At 32.9% G+C, this 18,493-nt stretch carries 13 protein-coding genes; 11 read left to right on the forward strand and 2 right to left on the reverse strand.

Annotation, left to right across the window (positions count from 1 at the left end):
* Positions 1 to 36 precede the first annotated feature (36 nt).
* The 6 genes from EI427_RS03970 (at position 37) to EI427_RS03995 (ending at position 10,690) form a co-directional block, all read left to right on the forward strand.
* Positions 37 to 3,189 carry a glycoside hydrolase family 2 TIM barrel-domain containing protein gene (locus EI427_RS03970; RefSeq protein WP_126611858.1) on the forward strand — a complete coding sequence of 1,051 codons (3,153 nt, stop codon included), beginning with the start codon at positions 37 to 39 and terminating at the stop codon, positions 3,187 to 3,189.
* Between the two features lie 60 nt (positions 3,190 to 3,249).
* Positions 3,250 to 4,833, forward strand: a complete 1,584-nt coding sequence (locus EI427_RS03975) for a glycoside hydrolase (RefSeq protein ID WP_126611860.1) — start codon at positions 3,250 to 3,252, stop codon at positions 4,831 to 4,833.
* An 8-nt stretch (positions 4,834 to 4,841) separates the two neighbouring features.
* Positions 4,842 to 6,425: a GDSL-type esterase/lipase family protein gene (locus tag EI427_RS03980; protein ID WP_126611862.1), complete on the forward strand. Its 1,584-nt coding sequence runs from the start codon at positions 4,842 to 4,844 to the stop codon at positions 6,423 to 6,425.
* A 161-nt stretch (positions 6,426 to 6,586) separates the two neighbouring features.
* A complete protein-coding gene (locus tag EI427_RS03985; protein WP_126611864.1) occupies positions 6,587 to 8,395 on the forward strand; it encodes a GDSL-type esterase/lipase family protein in 1,809 nt (602 codons plus the stop codon).
* Positions 8,396 to 8,519: 124 nt separating this feature from the next.
* Complete coding sequence (locus EI427_RS03990) at positions 8,520 to 9,806, forward strand: acetylxylan esterase (RefSeq protein ID WP_126611866.1); 1,287 nt, start codon at positions 8,520 to 8,522, stop codon at positions 9,804 to 9,806.
* On the forward strand, positions 9,806 to 10,690 hold the full coding sequence (locus EI427_RS03995) for an alpha/beta hydrolase (RefSeq protein ID WP_126611868.1): 885 nt from the start codon (positions 9,806 to 9,808) through the stop codon (positions 10,688 to 10,690). Before EI427_RS03990 ends, EI427_RS03995 begins: the two co-directional genes overlap by 1 nt.
* Positions 10,691 to 10,766: 76 nt before the next feature.
* On the opposite strand, the gene EI427_RS04000 is transcribed toward EI427_RS03995, so the two are convergent.
* Together EI427_RS04000 and EI427_RS04005 are read right to left on the reverse strand one after the other, a co-directional pair.
* Positions 10,767 to 11,360 (reverse strand): hypothetical protein, encoded by a 594-nt coding sequence (locus tag EI427_RS04000; protein ID WP_126611870.1) that lies wholly within the window; start codon positions 11,358 to 11,360, stop codon positions 10,767 to 10,769.
* Positions 11,361 to 11,797: 437 nt separating this feature from the next.
* Positions 11,798 to 12,163 carry a hypothetical protein gene (locus tag EI427_RS04005; protein ID WP_126611872.1) on the reverse strand — a complete coding sequence of 122 codons (366 nt, stop codon included), beginning with the start codon at positions 12,161 to 12,163 and terminating at the stop codon, positions 11,798 to 11,800.
* A gap of 212 nt (positions 12,164 to 12,375) precedes the next feature.
* On the opposite strand from EI427_RS04005, the gene EI427_RS04010 reads away from it, so the two are divergent.
* The 5 genes from EI427_RS04010 to EI427_RS04030 all read left to right on the forward strand — a co-directional run bounded on the left by EI427_RS04010 (position 12,376) and on the right by EI427_RS04030 (position 18,462).
* Complete coding sequence (locus EI427_RS04010) at positions 12,376 to 13,293, forward strand: hypothetical protein (protein WP_126611874.1); 918 nt, start codon at positions 12,376 to 12,378, stop codon at positions 13,291 to 13,293.
* A gap of 37 nt (positions 13,294 to 13,330) precedes the next feature.
* Entirely contained in the window at positions 13,331 to 14,125 is a 795-nt protein-coding gene (locus EI427_RS04015) for a thymidylate synthase (RefSeq protein WP_126611883.1), read from the forward strand.
* A gap of 153 nt (positions 14,126 to 14,278) precedes the next feature.
* Complete coding sequence (locus EI427_RS04020; RefSeq protein WP_126611885.1) at positions 14,279 to 15,169, forward strand: S66 peptidase family protein; 891 nt, start codon at positions 14,279 to 14,281, stop codon at positions 15,167 to 15,169.
* Positions 15,170 to 15,210: 41 nt separating this feature from the next.
* On the forward strand, positions 15,211 to 15,564 hold the full coding sequence (locus EI427_RS04025; protein WP_126611888.1) for a hypothetical protein: 354 nt from the start codon (positions 15,211 to 15,213) through the stop codon (positions 15,562 to 15,564).
* A 75-nt stretch (positions 15,565 to 15,639) separates the two neighbouring features.
* Entirely contained in the window at positions 15,640 to 18,462 is a 2,823-nt protein-coding gene (locus EI427_RS04030; RefSeq protein WP_126611890.1) for a T9SS type A sorting domain-containing protein, read from the forward strand.
* Positions 18,463 to 18,493 lie beyond the last annotated feature (31 nt).

Here is an 18,493-nt window from a genome sequence, read left to right on the forward strand (position 1 = left end):
CTCATTTTATTAACCTGAATTTAAGAGAACAAACAAATGAAGAAAATATTAATAATAGGATCACTTTTGGCGTCATCACTACTTACTAATGCACAGCAAGTAAATGATTGGGAAAATCCAAAAATGATCGGAGAAAATAAAGAAGAAGCACATGCAACTTTTACTTTATTTAACTCTGAAGCAGATGCGATTGCTAATCAAAAACAAAAAACAGAAAATGTATTATCATTAAATGGAACTTGGAAGTTCAATTGGGTAATTAAACCTTCTGAACGTCCACTAGATTTTTATAAAAACGATTACAATACAACAGATTGGGCAGATATTGAAGTACCGTCTAACTGGGAATTAAAAGGTTTTGGAACGCCAATTTATACCAATGTGGAATACCCATTTGTACCTGTCGATCCTCCTAATATTCCTCATAACGACAATCCAGTAGGTTCTTATAAACGTACTTTTAAATTACCTACTAATTATGATGGTAAAGAAGTATTTGTTCATTTTGCAGGCGTGCGTTCTGCAATGTATTTATGGGTGAATGGAGAGAAAGTTGGATACTCTCAAGGTTCTAAAACTCCTGCTGAATTTAATATCACTGACTTTGTAAAAGAAGGTGATAATCAAATTGCAGTTGAGGTGTATCGTTGGTCTGATGGTTCATATCTTGAAGATCAAGATATGTGGAGATTGAGCGGTATTGATAGAGAGGTATACTTGTATGCTACTCCAAAAACACATATTAGAGATTTTGAAGTGACTGCATCTTTAGATAAATCATATAAAAATGGTCTTTTCAATGTAGCTGTTGATTTAGTAAATAAGGCAGGTAAAACATATTCAGGTGTTGTAGAAGTAGCTTTGTTTGATAAAAACTTAAAGAAAGTTCTTTCTAAAAAAGCAACAATTAATGTTGTAAAAGGGCAAGAGAAAAAGGTGAAATTCTCTGGTAAACTAGCTAAAGTAAACCGTTGGAGTGCAGAAAATCCTTATTTATATTCTTTGGTTATCACTCAAAAAGATAATAAAGGAAAGGTAGTAAATGCAACAACATCTAAAGTAGGTTTCCGTAAGGTGGAAATTAAAAATAGTCAGTTGTATGTAAACGGAATGCCTGTTCTAGTAAAAGGTGTCAACTTACATGAACATCACCCAACAAGAGGTCATGCAAATACAGTTGAAATGATGATGAAAGATATTGAAGTGATGAAACAAAATAACATCAATTCAGTACGTTTAAGTCATTATCCAAATGATACACGTTGGTATGATCTAGCTGATAAATTTGGTTTATATCTAGTAGATGAAGCCAATATTGAAGCACATGGTTTAGGAGCAGAACATCAAGGAACTTTTGATACGGCTCGTCATACAGCTTATAATCCAGAGTGGTACGAAGCACATTTTGACCGTGTAAAAAGCATGGTAGAACGTGATAAAAACCATCCTTCGGTTATTTTATGGTCTATGGGTAACGAATGTGGAAATGGAGATACTTTCTTCAAAATCTATGATTGGTTAAAAGAAAGAGATACAACTCGTCCTGTTCAGTTTGAACAAGCTGGAGAGAAAAGAGATACAGATATTGTTTGTCCAATGTACCCTCCAATGGAGCAAATTCAAGCATATGCAGATGCAACAGACAAAACAAGACCATTTATTATGTGTGAGTACTCACATGCTATGGGGAACTCGAACGGTAACTTTAAAGAAATTTGGGATGTAGTTCGTAGTCAACCCCATATGCAAGGTGGATTTATTTGGGATTGGGTAGATCAAGGTATTCAAACACACGATGAAAACGGAAATATGTATTGGGCTTACGGCGGAGATTTCAATTCTCAGATGTATCCTAACCAAGAAAACTTTTGTTTAAACGGTTTAGTAGATCCAGATCGTAAGCCTCATCCAGGTTTATACGAAGTGAAATATGTACATCAAAATGTTCAGTTTAAAGCAAAAGATGTAGCAAATGGTAGTGTTACAATTACCAACGAATTTGATTTTACAAACCTAACGAAGTATGCAGTTTCTTATACTGTAACAAAGAACGGAGAAATAATTAAATCGGGTGATATAGCTTTAAATATTGCACCTCATCAAACAAAAGATATTACAGTTGCTTTGCCAGAATTACTACAACAAGAAGGGGTAGAATATTTCTTAAACTTTGATGTTACTACCAAAGAAGCAACGCAAATGGTTCCAAAAGGACATTCTATTGCACACGAGCAATTTATGATTGGTGAAGGTCAGTTTTTTGCAAAGAAAACAGCTAGACAAGGAAAGCCAGAAGTTGAAAAAGAAGGTGATTGGATTGGTGTAAAAACTGAAGACACTCAAGTTTGGATTAACGGATGGGGCGAAGTGGCACAATGGACTTACAAAGGAGTTGATTTACTAAAAAAAGCTCCTCAGCCTAACTTTTGGAGAGCACCTGTAGATAACGACTTTGGTAACCACATGGCAAAAGAAAGTAATGTTTGGCGTTCTGCATCAAGAAATAAGTCTGTAAAATCTATGGACGTGAAAGAAGTAAATGGACAAGTTGTTGTTGATGTAGTTTATTTCTTAAAAGATGTACAAAGCGATTATCATTTATCATATACTATTGGTGGCAACGGACAAATTGCTGTAGCTATCGATATGGATTTATCAGCAGTAAAAGAACTTCCAGAATTACCTCGTTTTGGTATGATGATGGAGTTACCTGCACAGTTTGATAACTTTAAATATTATGGTCGTGGCCCAGTAGAAAATTATCAGGATAGAAACAATGCTACTACAGTAGGTATATACCAAAGTACGGTTGCAGAACAATACCATGCGTATTTAAGACCACAAGAAAATGGTAATAAAACAGATGTACGTTGGTTATCACTTTTAAATAAAGAAGGTGTTGGTATTAAAGTAGTTGGTAACCAACCTTTAAGTGTATCTGCCTTGCATAATTATATTACAGACTTTGATCCGGGTATTGAAAAAGGACAAAGACATATTAATGATGTTTACCAAAGAGATGTAGTTGTTTTAAATGTTGATTTAAAACAAAGAGGTGTTGGAGGAGACAATAGCTGGGGGTACTTACCACATGATGAATATAGATTATTAGCAGATAAATATTCGTATGGTTTTACCATGATACCCGTTTCTGAAACAAAAACAGAAAACAACGATTTAGGCAAATAAATTGAGAGAGGCGAGGAAGTAATTTTCTTCGCCTTTTCTACCTAATTAAAAAATGATCGAATGAAATTGAAATGGATTTATTTGGCACTTATTTCTTTAAGTATTACGGCTTGTAATGACGATACTACTACAGGAAATGAAGATAACAGTTTAGGAGATACAACTTTAACAATTAAACTATCGGATAAATATCAAATAATTGATGGGTTTGGTGCTTCTGATGCATGGTCTATGCAACATGTTGGAAAATGGCCTGAATCAACAAAAAATGAGATAGCCGATTTGTTATTTTCAACACAAATGGACGATACGGGTTCTCCGAAAGGAATTGGCTTAAACATTTGGCGTTTTAATATTGGGGCAGGTTCTGTAGCTCAGGGAGGTAATAGTAATATTTATGACCCATGGAGAAGAACGGAAGGTTTTCTATTAGACAACGGAACGTACGATTGGACAAAACAAGCTGGTCAGCGTTGGTTTTTACAAGCAGCAAAACAACGTGGAGTAGATAAGTTTATTGGCTTTTCTAATAGTGCTCCAGTGCAAATGACAAAAAACGGTAAAGCAAATACAACTACAGCACAGGCTTCAAATTTAGCAACAGAAGAATTTGAAAACTTTGCAGAGTACTTAACAGATGTAGCAAAACATTTACAAGATGTAGAAGGAATTACGTTGGATGATATTAGTCCTGTAAACGAAACGCAGTGGGATTGGGATAGCTCATCTGGACAAGAAGGATGTCCTTTCACAAATGCAGAAGTAGCTGATTTAGTACGCAAATTAGATACTAAAATCACAGAAAAAGGATTGACTGCAAAAATAGAATTAACAGAGGCAGGGCAGATAGATTACCTATATACTTCTGGAACAAATAGACCAGGTAAAGATAATCAGATAGAAGATTTTTATGGATCGGGTAGTAATTCTGTAGCCGGTTTAAATCACCTTTCTAAAAGTGTTGCAGGCCATAGTTATTGGACAACCGAACAAAGTAAATTAGTACCAATGCGCCAACAGGTTTGGAGTAAAATAAAAGAAACAGATCCTACCTTAAAATACAATATGTCGGAGTATTGTATTATGGGCGATAACGAAGAAAATATTGATGGTAACGGAAGAGATTTAACTATTGATATGGGACTTTATTTAGCTAAAGTTATGCATTACGATCTTACAGAAGCCAATGCATCTGCTTGGCAATGGTGGATTGCAGCAAGCCCGTATGATTATAAAGATGGCCTAATTTATATAGATAAATCTGAAACTGGAGGTAGTTACCAAACATCTAAAATGCTCTATGCAATGGGTAATTACAGTCGTTTTATTGATAAAGGAATGTATAGAGTAGAAACAAATCAATTGTTTGGAAAAACGAACGATGACCCTTTCACTCAAAAAAGAATAATGTCGTCTGCTTATGCAACTGCAGATGGAAGTAAAGTTGTTTTAGTACTGGTTAATTATAATGATTATGAGTACACCATCAATTTTAATTTTGATGGAGAAACAATGGATAATCAGGAGATGAAAATGTACCAAACATCATCTTCTAAAAACTTAGAATATATAGGAGATCAAGAGGTAAATGCACCTGTTGTAATTACTCCTAAATCTATTACAACTTATGTAATATCTAAATAAGTTCTTGCATGAAACTCTTTGATCTAATTGTGCTGTTACTCTTCTTTTCTAGAATAGTAACAGCACAAACAATTAACATTTTTCCAGATAATTCGAATATTCAGTACAATGGGCGTATCGAATTTTCTAATATTAAGGTTCCTACTTTTAGTATGCCAAGTACTTCTATTAAAGTACGCTTTAAAGGGACAGCTATAAATGCGGTTTTTTCTAGTAATAATTTTGACGGAAATGGCAAAAGCTATTTATATGTAATTATAGATGGAAAGGCTACTCCGTACAATAGAACGGTAATAGAAATTACAGAACAAAAAAGAAGTTATACAATTGCAGAGGGTTTAGAAGATACTTACCATACAGTAGAACTGGTAAAAGTAAGTGAATATTGGAGTATGCTCTCTTTTTATGGATTTGAAACACAGTTCAAAACAACTTATCCACTAAAAACAAAACCTAAAAGATTTATTGAATTTTATGGAGATTCCAATCCATCAGGGTGGTCTGCTTGGAACGACAGAGACCAAGGAGGAGACAAAGAAAGCGAAGGCTATTTTACATATCCAGGGTTTGTAGCAAGAGCATTAAATGCAGAATATGTTAATTTTTCTGCTGGAGGATATGGAATTACACCAGAAATGGGAGCAAGAGATTTATCGCGATATTATAATAAAATCCATATTAAAACAGGCAACCCATCTACTAACTTTTGGGACTTTGAGGACAACTATATCAATAAAGAGCCTGACGTTGTAGTCGTTAATTTAGGGGCAAATGATTTCTATAACGGTGCAAGTAAAGAGGAGCAAAAAGAAAGTTGGAAGCGTTTTGTAACCTATCTTATTCGAACGCATTATAAAAATTCTCATATAGTTTTAGCAAACTCAGAAGGTTGGGGAATAGGTGAACCAACAGACTATATAGAAGAAATGATAACAGAGTTCCATTTAAATGGAGAGAACAATATCTCTTTTGTCAAATTTCCTTGGTTATGGGGGCCAGACCATGCAGTTATTTCAGAACAAGCAGGTTTTGCAGATATTTTAGCTACACATATTGCCAAAGTAAAAGGTTGGGCTCAGCCTAAACCAAATCAATATTCATCTTTTCCTAAAGGAGATAAATTATTAGGAAATACATCTTTTGAAAGTAGTATTTTAAAAGTAAGACCAGATGGATGGCGTCCAATTTCTTCATCAGAAGCAAAAACAGTAATAAACTCTTCTAATGCAAAAGAAGGAAAGGCTTATGTTGAATGTGAAGAAAATGGAGGGATTCATCAAGCAGTAAAAGCACAAAAAGGAGAAAAATATCTAATTTCTGTGTGGGTGAAAGGAACAGAAGGTACAGGTGTATTAGGTTATGAATTTAGAAACCAAGGGCAACAAGTAATCACATCTAATAATAAAGTATGTACGCTTACCAATAATTGGAAGAAAGTTCAATTTATAACTGATGAATCTCCGTTAGCCACTTGGCAAATAAATGTTGTTTTAAAGGCAGGGACAAGTAATAAAGTACAATTTGATGTAGTAACAATGGAAGAGGTCTCTATTACAAGTAATTCAAAGAAGAACAAAAATTTAGGTAAGTGATTTGCCTTCTGAAACCAAAAATAAATAACAGTTTATTTATAAAAAGAAGATAGCTACTGGTTTAAATGCCGGCAATTCTAGTACGCTATAATTAATTGAAACGAATTTATTACAAGAGAATATTTAACCAAGCTCATATTCTCTACAAATCAAAATTAACTATGAACACAATTACTAATTTTTTGATTGGTGTAGTGCTTTTTGCATTACAAAGTACTGCTTTTGCACAGACAGTAAATGTTACACCATCAAACACTAAAATTCAGTATTCAGGAAGAATGACAATGAAGAACCCAGACGCCCCGGTTTTTAGTCTTCCGAGTACATCTATTAAAATTAACTTTAACGGAACATCAGTAAAAGGAACGTTCTCTAACACCTTAGGAAATAGTTTTTTATATATTATTGTAGATGGAAATGCAGATCCTTACAATAGAGAAGTAATAAAAATTACTGCTAAAAACCAGGTGTTTACATTGGTAGAAAACCTAGATGCAGGAGACCATACTTTAGAGATTGTAAAAGTAAACGAGTACGATACAAAAGTTACCTTTAAAGGTTTTGTAATTAAAAACGGAACGGGACTTTTACCACCATCAGCAAGACCTGCACTTAAAATTGAATATTACGGAGATAGTAATGCGGCGGGGTGGTCTGCATGGGATGTAAGAGATGAAGGATACGCTAGGTTATCTGGTGGTTATTATACATACCCGGCAATGACTGCAAGAATGTTAAATGCAGAAGTTTCTAATTTTTCTGCTGGAGGACATGGAGTAACTGATGCCGCTAGAAAATTAGACTTAAAAGACCATTACAGTAAAATTCATATAACAGGAGGTAACAGTAATGTAAACCAATGGGATTTTGAAAATAATTATTGGGGATTTACGGCAGATGTTGTAGTAATAAATTTAGGTGCAAATGATTACTATTCTGGTGCATCCGAAACAGTAATGAAAAGTAGCTGGAATGAATTAGTAACTACATTAAGAACGCACTATCCAGCTGCACATATTGTAATGGCCAACTCTAAGGGGTGGGCTTTTGGAGAACCTGCTGATTATGTTGGAGATTTTGTAGCAGAAAGAATAGCCAACGGAGATACAAATATGTCTTTTGTGAAATTCCCATGGTATTGGAGTGATTACCATACAGTAATTAATGAACACGCTGGCTTTGCAAATATCTTAGCTGCTCATATTGCTAATGTTATGAACTTGCCAACTCCAACACCAAGTAATTTATCTACTTTTGCACCATATGGTGAAGTAGGAAATGGAAGTTTTGAATCGTCTTTAATCGAAGGTTTTGCTGATGGGTGGAGACCTTTTGCAACGTGGTCGTTTCCAGAATATGCAAAAAATAGAACAGATGCTGTTGATGGTACATGTTATTTGGTATGTCCTCCAACATTTGGTGTTATGCATGCAGCTCCAGCTAACCCAGGCGATATGTTTGATTTATCTGTTTACGCAAGAGCCCAAAGTGGAACTAGAGGACGGTTAAAATATGAATTTAGAAACCAAGGTCAAGCTGTAATAGAAGAGGGGAGTATTGATATCTTAGATTTAAACTCAGATTGGAAACAAATTAGCTTAACAACAATTGCAGCTCCAGAGGGTACTTGGCACATTAATGTTATTTTAGAAGCATTGAACAACTCAACAATTAATTTTGATTTAGCAGAAATGCAATTAGTAACAAGTAATGGTAGAAACTCACTGCTTAAAAAGGATTTAAATCAGAAATTAAAATATACAGTTTACCCTAACCCTTCTGTAGATAGAATTCAATTTGAAATTGAGGGATTGAAAAATGAAGTACCTAATTACACTATTTTTAATGTACAAGGTGTTCAACAAATGAAAGGGAAAGGGACTGAAATAGAAATAGTAACACTGCCTAAAGGTGTGTATTTTATACAAGTAGAGGGCTATTCTACAGTACTGACTTTCATAAAAAAATAATGTAAAATAGAAGCAAAGTAGCTGTTGATTTATATTAAATTAATAGCTGTTTATATGACTAATATTTATAGTATCAGTCACCTCAATTGGGTAAATTGAGGTGACTCTTTATTAATTCAAAAACATGAAAAAAAAACTCCTAATTTTATTAATCTTGTCTTTTACAGCGGTAAATTTTACTGTCTTTGCACAAGAAGAAACAAACTCAAAACTATCAATCCAGCTAGTGCCTCATAATGAGGGAATGTTTCCAGATCGTTTATTACAAATCCATGCACAAATTGAGAACGAAATTTCTGAAAATATAGATTTAAAAATACATTGGGTAATTACCGATGATGAGGGAACACCTTTAAAATCGCTTCAATTTCCGTATAAAGTAAAAGGAGATTCTTTACTGTCTGCTTATTGTCCAATCTATCGTTTTAAAAAAGATGGATTTTTTAGAGTTACAGCAACTTTTACTTACCTAGGAGAGAAACACGAACTGTATACGGTTGTTGGTACTCATCCAGAAAATATTAGTTCACCATTACGTAAGCCAAAAGATTTTGATAAATTTTGGGAAGATAATTTAAAAGAATTAGCTGCAGTAGCACCTCACTATAAGCTGAAAAAAGTAAAAAGAGATAAAAGTACAAAAACAAACCTTTTTGAGGTGGAAATGCAAAGTACGGATGGAATAACAGTAAGAGGTTGGTTAGAAGTACCTAAAAAGAAAGGGGTTTACCCAACTATTTTAGAAGTACCTGGCTACACTGTAAGTCTAGAACCACAAGATAAATATGATGACATGATTGTCTTTTCTTTTAATGTTCGAGACCATGGTAACTCTGACAATACAGGCCCTAGACATTATAAAATGTGGAACAGGGGTTTAGAAGATCAAAACAAGTTTTATTACAAAGGTATTTATCTTGATTGTATTAGAGCAATGGATTTCTTAATGACAAGAAATGATGTTGATAAATCAAGAATTGCAATTGCAGGAGCTTCTCAAGGTGGCGGGTTGGCCATGATTACAACTGCTTTAGATAGTAGAATTTCTTTTTGTGTTGCAGGTATCCCCTTCTTAACAGATTGGGAAAGATATTTTACAATTTCGCATTGGGAAGAAATTGACGAATTCTTGGCTGCTCACCCATCAAAAAATTGGAACGATGTACTGGATGTGTTAAGTTATTTTGATTCAAAAAATTTAATGCATAAAATCAAAGTACCAGTATCTATGTCGATTGGCTTACAAGATGATGTATGCCCTCCAGCTACTAGTTTCTCGGCATACAACCGTATCACATCAACCAAAAATTATTTTATAGACCAAACGCAAGGGCACTGGATAACAGATGAAAAATGGGATAGTCAATTTGAGGAAATAAGAGCTTATTTTAAAATGAATAAAGTAAAATAATGATGAAAAATAGAGTACTAATATTCTTCCTTTTATTGACGGTTGTAAACGTAAATGCACAAGAGGTAATTCACATTTGGGAAGGCCAAGAAAAGCCTTTTTATAAGGAGAATGACTTAAAAGAATACGAAGAAGAGGCTTACGGAACAACCTGTGTTTTTGATATTACAGAGCCTACATTAACGGTTTTTAAAGCCAAAGGAAAGAATACAGGTAAAGCAGTAGTAATAATTCCTGGCGGGGGATATGGTTTAGTAGCAATGTACCATGAAGGGTACGATTTGGCAAAAGCATTATCTAAAAGCGGAATTACTGCAGCAGTACTAAAATATAGATTACCCAATCCAAAATCTTCTGATTCACCTTGGCTTGTTCCTATTACAGATACAAGAAGAGCGTTGAAAATAATGAGAAAAATATCTAGTAAATATGGTTTTAAGAAAGATAAAGTAGGGGTAATGGGTTTTTCTGCTGGCGGACATTTAGCAACTGTGGCAACGTTGTGGCCGACAGAAGATATTGAAGAAAGACCTAATTTTTCTGCTTTTATTTATGGTGTAACAGATTTATCTAAAGCCAATAAAGAATGGTTAGAAAATGATTTGTACTACCGTAAAATGACGCCTGAAGAAGTAGAGAAGAATACTTTATTGAACTACGTAAACAATACTACTCCACCTGCTTTTCTAACTCACGCCTACGATGATGATATTTGCTTTATAAAGGAGACAACATTGTATGCTGAAAAAATGCATAAAGTTGGAGCTAGTGTAGAAACACATATTTTCCCGATAGGAGGACATGGTTTTGGTGCTGGCAGAGAGGTTGATGGTACAAATCAGTGGGTTGATTTATTCATCAATTGGACCATGCGACTTAAATAAATTACCTAGAATATTGCGGTGATATTTTTTCTAAAGCTGTATTCTTATTTTAAAAAATAGAATACAGCTTTATTTATTATTCATCAGTAGTCTTTTTAAATAAAACATCTACTAGATCATGAATTGTGAAATCAATATTTTCTAAATTCTTTTTAACAAGGTCTAACGAACATTCTAGTTTATGTGGTTCTATTAATTCCTGTTTATGCAATTCTATTAAACCTAAAGAAGTAGATACATCGCCCCTAATTTGATGCGATAAAATAGCTAAAGCTTCATTTACCTTATTGTTATTCTTTTTAATGTCTTTTATATACGAATACGTTTCAGATTCATCATTATAAATATTGATGATCATGTCTTTTCCAATCTTCTTGATTTTATTGGCTCTATAGATTGTTTTATTAGGATATACTGAATACGCAGAGAAAGGTAAAATCATTTGTTGCCCAGTTTGGAAAACGTTTTCTAAATGATCAATTAATCCAAATTGTTCTAATTCAGGATAAACTTCGTGTATTACTTTACCATAATTATTTACATCAAAGTTATCGAGTTTCTTACCCTGTTCATTCAAATAACAAAAAATAAAAGTTTTATGCTTCAAGCGTTTGTATGCAGCAACTCCTAAAGTGAAGTCGTCATAAAGTGTTAGGAAATCTTGTTCCATTGTTTGAGAGTTAATTATTGAGTTAATGCTGATTGATACTCTAAATATATCAAAAATTTACAAGTAATTCTAAGATAGGTGCTATTTTATTAAGTGTTATTTGAGGTGTTAAAAAAGTAGTTTGTAGCTAAATGTGAATTATGTTAGGGAATTGGTAATTTTTGAATTGCTCTTAATGAGAATCTAAATGAAAGCGAGGTAACATTATGAAAAACGTTATTACTTTTTAATGCAAATAATACCTTAATTAGGGCTTCTCTAACGGTATTAAATAAAAACGGAATGCTTATATAACAGTATTCTGTGTTTTCTGAAAGTTTATAGTATTCAAGAACAAAATTTTAAAAATTCAAAGAAGCAAGAAGATACTTAGTAAATAAAAAAGGGTACTATCATTTTTACAATGATAGCACCCTTTTTAACTGTGGCGTGTTTTGTTATTTTAAATAACTAGGAACATTTACCATTGGCGTTCCTAAATGTGCTAAATTATATAACCAACTCATCTTATAATCAGCAGCTAATTTTCTGTGATAAGGATGAATGATATTTACAAATGGAGTATCAGGTTCAGAAATGAGTTCCATTAGTTTTCTAATAACTTGAATGTCGTCAGAATCAAGGTTCTCTTTTTGAGCTCCCGAATGTGGACACAATTTATTTAATGCTCTTTCAGCATAGATTTTATGATCTGGAAGAATAAGACTCATATAATCAGCAATAAATCCAAATTTTAAAGATTCTCTTAAGCTGGATTTAATGATAGAAATAATGTCTTGTTCTTTTTTAGATAATGCTCTCATGATAGTCAATGTAAAGTTATATGTTACCTGCAGTAATTGCACACGAAAAAATGATATTCATCATATTTAATTATGATATGCATTATATCAAAAAAATATCAAAAAAGCACGTTTTTTATGATAAAATATGATGAAAGTGATGTTTTATTGATATATGTCTAAAAAAATAGCTATTTTAATATAAATAAATGAATGTAAATACAATTTGATCTATGGATTATCATATACTTAATGGAGATAGTAGTTATGTTTTATGGACACAAAATAACTTTAGTGCAGTGCCAATTATTTTTAGAGAAATGCTTGTGGAGGGAGATTGTAGGGGTGAATTGTTATCAGATGCATTTTTTAATAGTAGAAGGCACTATTTCTCTTATAATTATGCAATTTCTCCAGAAGAATATGATAAACTGTCTACATCAGAATTAATTAAAATTACGAAGATTGAAAATGCTGGAGAAATAGTGTTGTGGTTTGAATACGACCTTTTTTGTCAGATCAATATGATGTCAGTTTTAGCTTATTTAGCCACTATTGAGAAGCTTAAAAGTAAAGTATCTATAATTATTACATCTGCAAATAAAGGTTTAGGAGAATATTTACCAACAGCTTATCAAAAGCTATATGAGGAGAGAATTGAGCTGAATAGTAAAGACTTAAAGTACGCATTACTCTTTTGGAAGAAGTATTTATCAGAAGATATAAACGACTTCATTCCTTATATTCATCAGCATACAAAACCGTTTGTTTTTTTAGAAAAGGCAATGAAAGCACATTTAGAACGGTTTCCGAATAATCGTTCTGGAATTAATAAATTAGAACGTAGAGTACTTAAGTTTATAAATGAGTCGAATTTAACAAAACATCAATTGGTTGGTGCGTTATTGAGAAGGCAAAGTTGGGAGGGATATGGAGATATGCAATACGAGAATATCATAAAATCTATTCAGCCATTATTAATTATTGAAAATAAAGAAGGAGTTTTTGAATTGACACTTTTGGGGAGTGCTGTCTTTAGAGGAAAACAGAAATTTGACGACGCTTCTTTACATTATACTTACATTGGTGGTGCAAGACGCGGAGATTATTATTTTGATGAGGGAAAAAATTTGGTAGTCGAAAGGAAATAACGCACTTTTGTAATTAGATTTTTTATAGACAAAGGACATGAAACAATACCACGAATTACTTAAAAGAATATTAGACGAAGGCGCTGTAAAAGGAGATAGAACAGGTACAGGGACACGTTCTGTATTTGGACATCAAATGCGCTTTGATTTATCGGAAGGCTTTCCAGTTTTAACGACAAAAAAGCTTCATCTTCGTTCAATTATTCATGAATTATTGTGGTTTTTGAAAGGAGAGACAAACGTTGCTTATTTACAAGAGAATGGTGTGCGTATTTGGAACGAATGGGCAGACGAGAACGGAGAGTTAGGTCCTGTTTATGGTAAACAATGGCGTTCTTGGGAAGGAGCAGATGGAGAAGCGGTAGATCAGATTGAGTGGTTGATTAACGAGATCAAGACCAACCCAAACTCAAGAAGATTAGTGATTTCTGCATGGAACGTAGCAGAATTACCAAAAATGGCGTTAATGCCTTGTCATGCTTTGTTTCAGTTTTATGTAGCAGACGGGAAATTATCTTGTCAGTTATACCAAAGAAGTGCAGATGTATTTTTAGGAGTGCCATTTAATATAGCTTCTTATGCGTTGCTTACATTAATGATTGCACAAGTATGTGATTTAGAACCAGGCGATTTTGTACATACACTCGGAGATGCTCATTTATACAATAATCATTTAGACCAAGCAAGATTACAGCTTACTAGAGATTTTAGGAGCTTACCAAAAATGCAAATAAACCCTGATGTTAAAGATATTTTTAGCTTTACAGGAGAGGATTTTAAATTAACAGATTACGATCCACATCCACACATTAAAGCAGAAGTTTCTGTTTAATGCTTATTTGCAAGACAGATTATAATATTTCGAAGCCGAACTCAATTTAAACTGAGTTCGGCTTTTTTATTAATCAATATCTTCTGAAATTAAGTAAGCAACCATAAGTAATTTTATGGGTGACTACTTACATATATAAAATGTTATCAAACAATGGAGTCATTAAAAAGAGGAGATAAAGTAACTGTAATCGCAGGTTCTGGAAAAGTAAATATAGAAGCAGTTTTACAAGGTATTGAAATCCTCCGTTCTTGGGGTTTAGTAATTTCTGACGATCAGGAATGGGCGGCAGAATGGGGTAACCTTGCAGGACACGATAGCAGAAGAATTAGTCGTTTACAAAAAGAACTTGATAACCCCGATATTAAAGCCATTTTTATGGCAAGAGGTGGTTACGGTTTAACTAGAATTATAGATCGTTTAGATTGGGCGAGATTTATTGATCACCCAAAATGGTTAATAGGCTTTTCTGACGTTACGGCACTCCATAATTGTTTAAATAATTTAGGGTATAAGTCGATTCATGCGCCTATGGTAGCACAATTTGCTAGAAAAGAACTTTCGGAAAGTGTAGAACAGTTACGTAAATTATTATTTAAAGATGAGGTACCTGTTTTACATGGTAAAGTAAATGAGTCTTTTAGTAATCAAGTGATAGAAGGAGAAATTGTTGGTGGTAATCTATGTATGCTTGCCGATCAAATAGGAACGTACTCGGAACTAGAAATTGAAGGAAAGATATTGCTTATAGAGGAAGTAGGAGAGAAGCCTTATCAAATAGACCGTATGATGACACGATTAAAAAGAAGTGGCGATCTTAAACATGTTAAAGCAATTATTATGGGGCAGTTTTCTATGGTTCCAGAAGAAGAAGCTCCTTTATTTCCACTTTCAATAAAACAAATTATTAAAGAGAAAGTTGATGTGCCTGTAATCACTAATGTTACATGTGGGCACGAAGCTCCTAACACACCAATTATTTTAGGTGGTATTTATAAAATTAAATGTAATAATTCAGAAGCTGAGATTCAGTATATTCAATAACTAATAGTTTCTATTTTTAATAACTCAAAAATAACCTAACAATGAAGAAATATCTTTTATTATTCATTTTTTTATTCAATTATATAGACTCATTTTCACAAGAACCTGTTCGAATAATCGTAAACCTAGAAAAAGGTGATGAAATAGGTTCTCCAGGAAGTAATGTTTTTGAAATTAACAAGTCTATTTCTTATCACAATGATGGAATAATAATTCAATCTAATGAGACTTTAATTATTTGCGGAGACTTGGAGTTATCTGGTTCTGCTGTTTTATCTAATGCTGGAAATTTAATCCTTTCAGGTAATTTAATATTATCAGGTTCTACATCAAATGGACAGAATAAATTTGAAAACTCAGGGAATATTATTGTTGGTGGAAATTTCCAAGAGTAAGATAATACAGTAGCAAATACAAGAAAACTACATTCAGGTAACTTAATTGTACATGGAACAATAAACGTAAAAGGTTTGGTAGCTTCTGGTAGAACTTGGGCTTCTAGTACTACATCTAGTAATGTGGGGCATTTGTCTATTTTATCAGATGGGCAAAGTGCTAGTGACGTTGTTTATGTAAATCATATAATTCATCATTTTGAACATTTGAAACATAACGGATGTATTGGGTCTGAAAATAGAAAAATAGAGGAAATAGAGAAAGAACTTGATAAAGGTGATGCTAGAAATATTGATTTTTTATCTCAAGAAAATATTGATAACCTAGCAGAATATGGTTTTAGTTTTCAATTTCATGTAGCAGATGGGTTTATATATTTAGTATGGCGCCCGAATCCAACAACTAATAATTTAGTAAAAGATTATTCTGTAGAGATGTCTAAAGATTCTGTCAATTTTACGGAATTAGTTGGTGTTGTTAGTTCAAATAATAGAGGAAATACTATAGCTATCGATGAAAATAAAGAAAGATTTACAACTAAAGGAGTTACAATAAAATACCAGAAGTATTATAAATTAATAGTCAATAAGAAAGATGGATCTACAGATGAAGTGTTTCTTAAAGGTCCAAGTCTTCGTTTACAATATTTCAAAAATCATCTTGATGAAAATATATCTGAATTACCGATACCAGTTTTAGCACCGAATGGTCAGGAATATCATGTTTTTAAAATTCAAGGAGGAAGTGGTAGTTATAAATTTGCAACAACTAAAAGTAGTATTCAAAGCTGCAATATATATAGTAATGAGGTTGTTCTAATTTGTGGAGATTTGAATATTGATAATAACGAAAATCTTTTAGTACAAGAAGGTGGAGTTCTTTGTGTAACAGGGAACTTAAATTACTCTTTAAATCCAGGTTCATGGATGAACGGAGCTTACAGTATAAGTAATGAAGGTATAATTTTAGTGGGGGGAGATTATAGTGATAAATCGACTATACCTAGAGGGAGTAATAACTATGTTTCGGGTAATACTTTATCACTTGAAAAAGGAACTTTTGTTATTGGAGGAACATTTACAAGAAATAGTGATATTAGAACTGGTGGAATTTGGGCATCAACTTATTCTAATTTCCACGGTGGTCTGTTAAGGGGTATTGTAATTCCTGAAACAACAATAGCAGATGTTTTTCAGCATCAAAAATTCCCTTTAAAAACGGATGCAGTTAAAATGGCTATTCAGGCTTACGAAACAAGTTTAAAACCATCAGATCAATGTCAGAATGGCTTAAACCAAATTAAGGCAGAAATAACAAAAGGCGAGAACTTAGCTCCTGTTACTAAAAGGCTACTGAATGTTGAAGACCTAATAAAAAGAGCTGGAAGTATTGGCGTAAAAGAGGGTAAGAACTATGAATTACAAGGGAGCCAGTTATTTACCACTTCATCACATGAGCAAAAGAACGTTTTTATTGGGCAAGATACAACACTTACTATTTGTGGTGATCTCATCTTAAATCAGAATACATTTCTAAGCGTTTATGGTAATCTTATTGTAACTGGTGACTTAATTTTTGAAAATTCAAATCCGTTTACTTTTGATAAGTACCACTCTTTAAATATTGGTAATATACTTGTAGGGGGAGATTTTAAAGGGAAGAACTTGATGTCAGAAAGTTTTCCAGGTGTTTCTACTTCTAGTGCTGGAAAAACATTTGTTTTAGGCAAAATCTATAATCATAACCAAAGTGGAAATAATTGGGTAGAAGAAACTGGAGATACAAATAATATATTTAATATCAATGCAATAGGAGATATTACAAATATTGCTTCGGTAGATAAATTTGAAGATATTATTGAAGCTTATGAAGGTATGCAGAATAAATGTGGAACTGCAAGTGAAGAAAAAATTATTATTGCAGATTCTATATTAGCAGATGCGATAAGAATGAGGAGTGCTACAGCTGTTGCTGAATACATTAAAAAAGGACACAAAGCAAAAATTACATTAGAAATTAAAAGATCTAATCAATACAATTCGTATGATTTGTTTAGACGAGTAAATGATGGTAGTAATACTCAACAATTAGTAAAATCATTTGGTAAAGCAAAAGGTAATAGTAAAAAAGTAACGTATGTTCAATATGATGAAGGGTTAAGTAAAGTGAAAACTTTATTTGATAGTGTTCAGTATATAATTGTCGGTAGTTCTAATACAGTCTCACCATCAAATAGAAGGTCTAATGGTGGGCATGGAAATCATAACGGATGGAATAATCCAAACAACCCGCATTATCATAATGTTGTTACGAATGTTTTAAATGTACCTGCTTCAGTTCTTCCAATAACACTATCTACTTTTACAGCAACAATGGATGATGGTTTTATTGATCTTGATTGGGTAGACGAGCAAGAAGTAAATACATCACATTTTATAATACAACGTTCAACTGATGGAAGAAATTACACAACAATTTCAGAAGAAATACAAGCAGCAGGTAATTCTAATAAAGAAGAAGTATATGCTTTTACAGATGAAGATGTACCGAACGAATCTATGATTTACTATAAGTTAATTGAGTATGATTTTGATGGTAAATCTGAAGAATGGGTAAGAATAGTTCATCAAGAAGGAAACAGTGCATATAATGTAAATATTTTCCCAATTCCTGCTGACACTAAATTAAATGTGGAGGTACAAAATATTGACGAAGAAGATGGTGAAATGACTATTCGTCTTATTCACGCTACAGATGGACTACAATATGTATTAGAAGGAAAGGATGACTTTGATAATATGGAATTCAATGTGTCGTCAGTACCTCCTGGAGTGTATATTATAGAAATATTTACAGGTAACAAAATGATTCATAACCAGAAAATAATCATTCGATAAAATAGTTAGAACAGGAAAATAGTCCTTGTAT

The organism is Flammeovirga pectinis, from assembly GCF_003970675.1.
Taxonomy (GTDB): Bacteria; Bacteroidota; Bacteroidia; order Cytophagales; family Flammeovirgaceae; genus Flammeovirga; species Flammeovirga pectinis.

Coding starts and splice junctions, on each gene's coding strand:
- EI427_RS03995 (WP_126611868.1), top strand. CDS start 9,806: ATGATGAAAAATAGAGTACTAATATTCTTCCTTTTATTGACGGTTGTA.
- EI427_RS04010 (WP_126611874.1), top strand. CDS start 12,376: ATGGATTATCATATACTTAATGGAGATAGTAGTTATGTTTTATGGACA.
- EI427_RS03980 (WP_126611862.1), top strand. CDS start 4,842: ATGAAACTCTTTGATCTAATTGTGCTGTTACTCTTCTTTTCTAGAATA.
- EI427_RS03970 (WP_126611858.1), top strand. CDS start 37: ATGAAGAAAATATTAATAATAGGATCACTTTTGGCGTCATCACTACTT.
- EI427_RS04020 (WP_126611885.1), top strand. CDS start 14,279: ATGGAGTCATTAAAAAGAGGAGATAAAGTAACTGTAATCGCAGGTTCT.
- EI427_RS04025 (WP_126611888.1), top strand. CDS start 15,211: ATGAAGAAATATCTTTTATTATTCATTTTTTTATTCAATTATATAGAC.
- EI427_RS04015 (WP_126611883.1), top strand. CDS start 13,331: ATGAAACAATACCACGAATTACTTAAAAGAATATTAGACGAAGGCGCT.
- EI427_RS03985 (WP_126611864.1), top strand. CDS start 6,587: ATGAACACAATTACTAATTTTTTGATTGGTGTAGTGCTTTTTGCATTA.
- EI427_RS04000 (WP_126611870.1), bottom strand. CDS start 11,360: ATGGAACAAGATTTCCTAACACTTTATGACGACTTCACTTTAGGAGTT.
- EI427_RS04005 (WP_126611872.1), bottom strand. CDS start 12,163: ATGAGAGCATTATCTAAAAAAGAACAAGACATTATTTCTATCATTAAA.
- EI427_RS03990 (WP_126611866.1), top strand. CDS start 8,520: ATGAAAAAAAAACTCCTAATTTTATTAATCTTGTCTTTTACAGCGGTA.
- EI427_RS03975 (WP_126611860.1), top strand. CDS start 3,250: ATGAAATTGAAATGGATTTATTTGGCACTTATTTCTTTAAGTATTACG.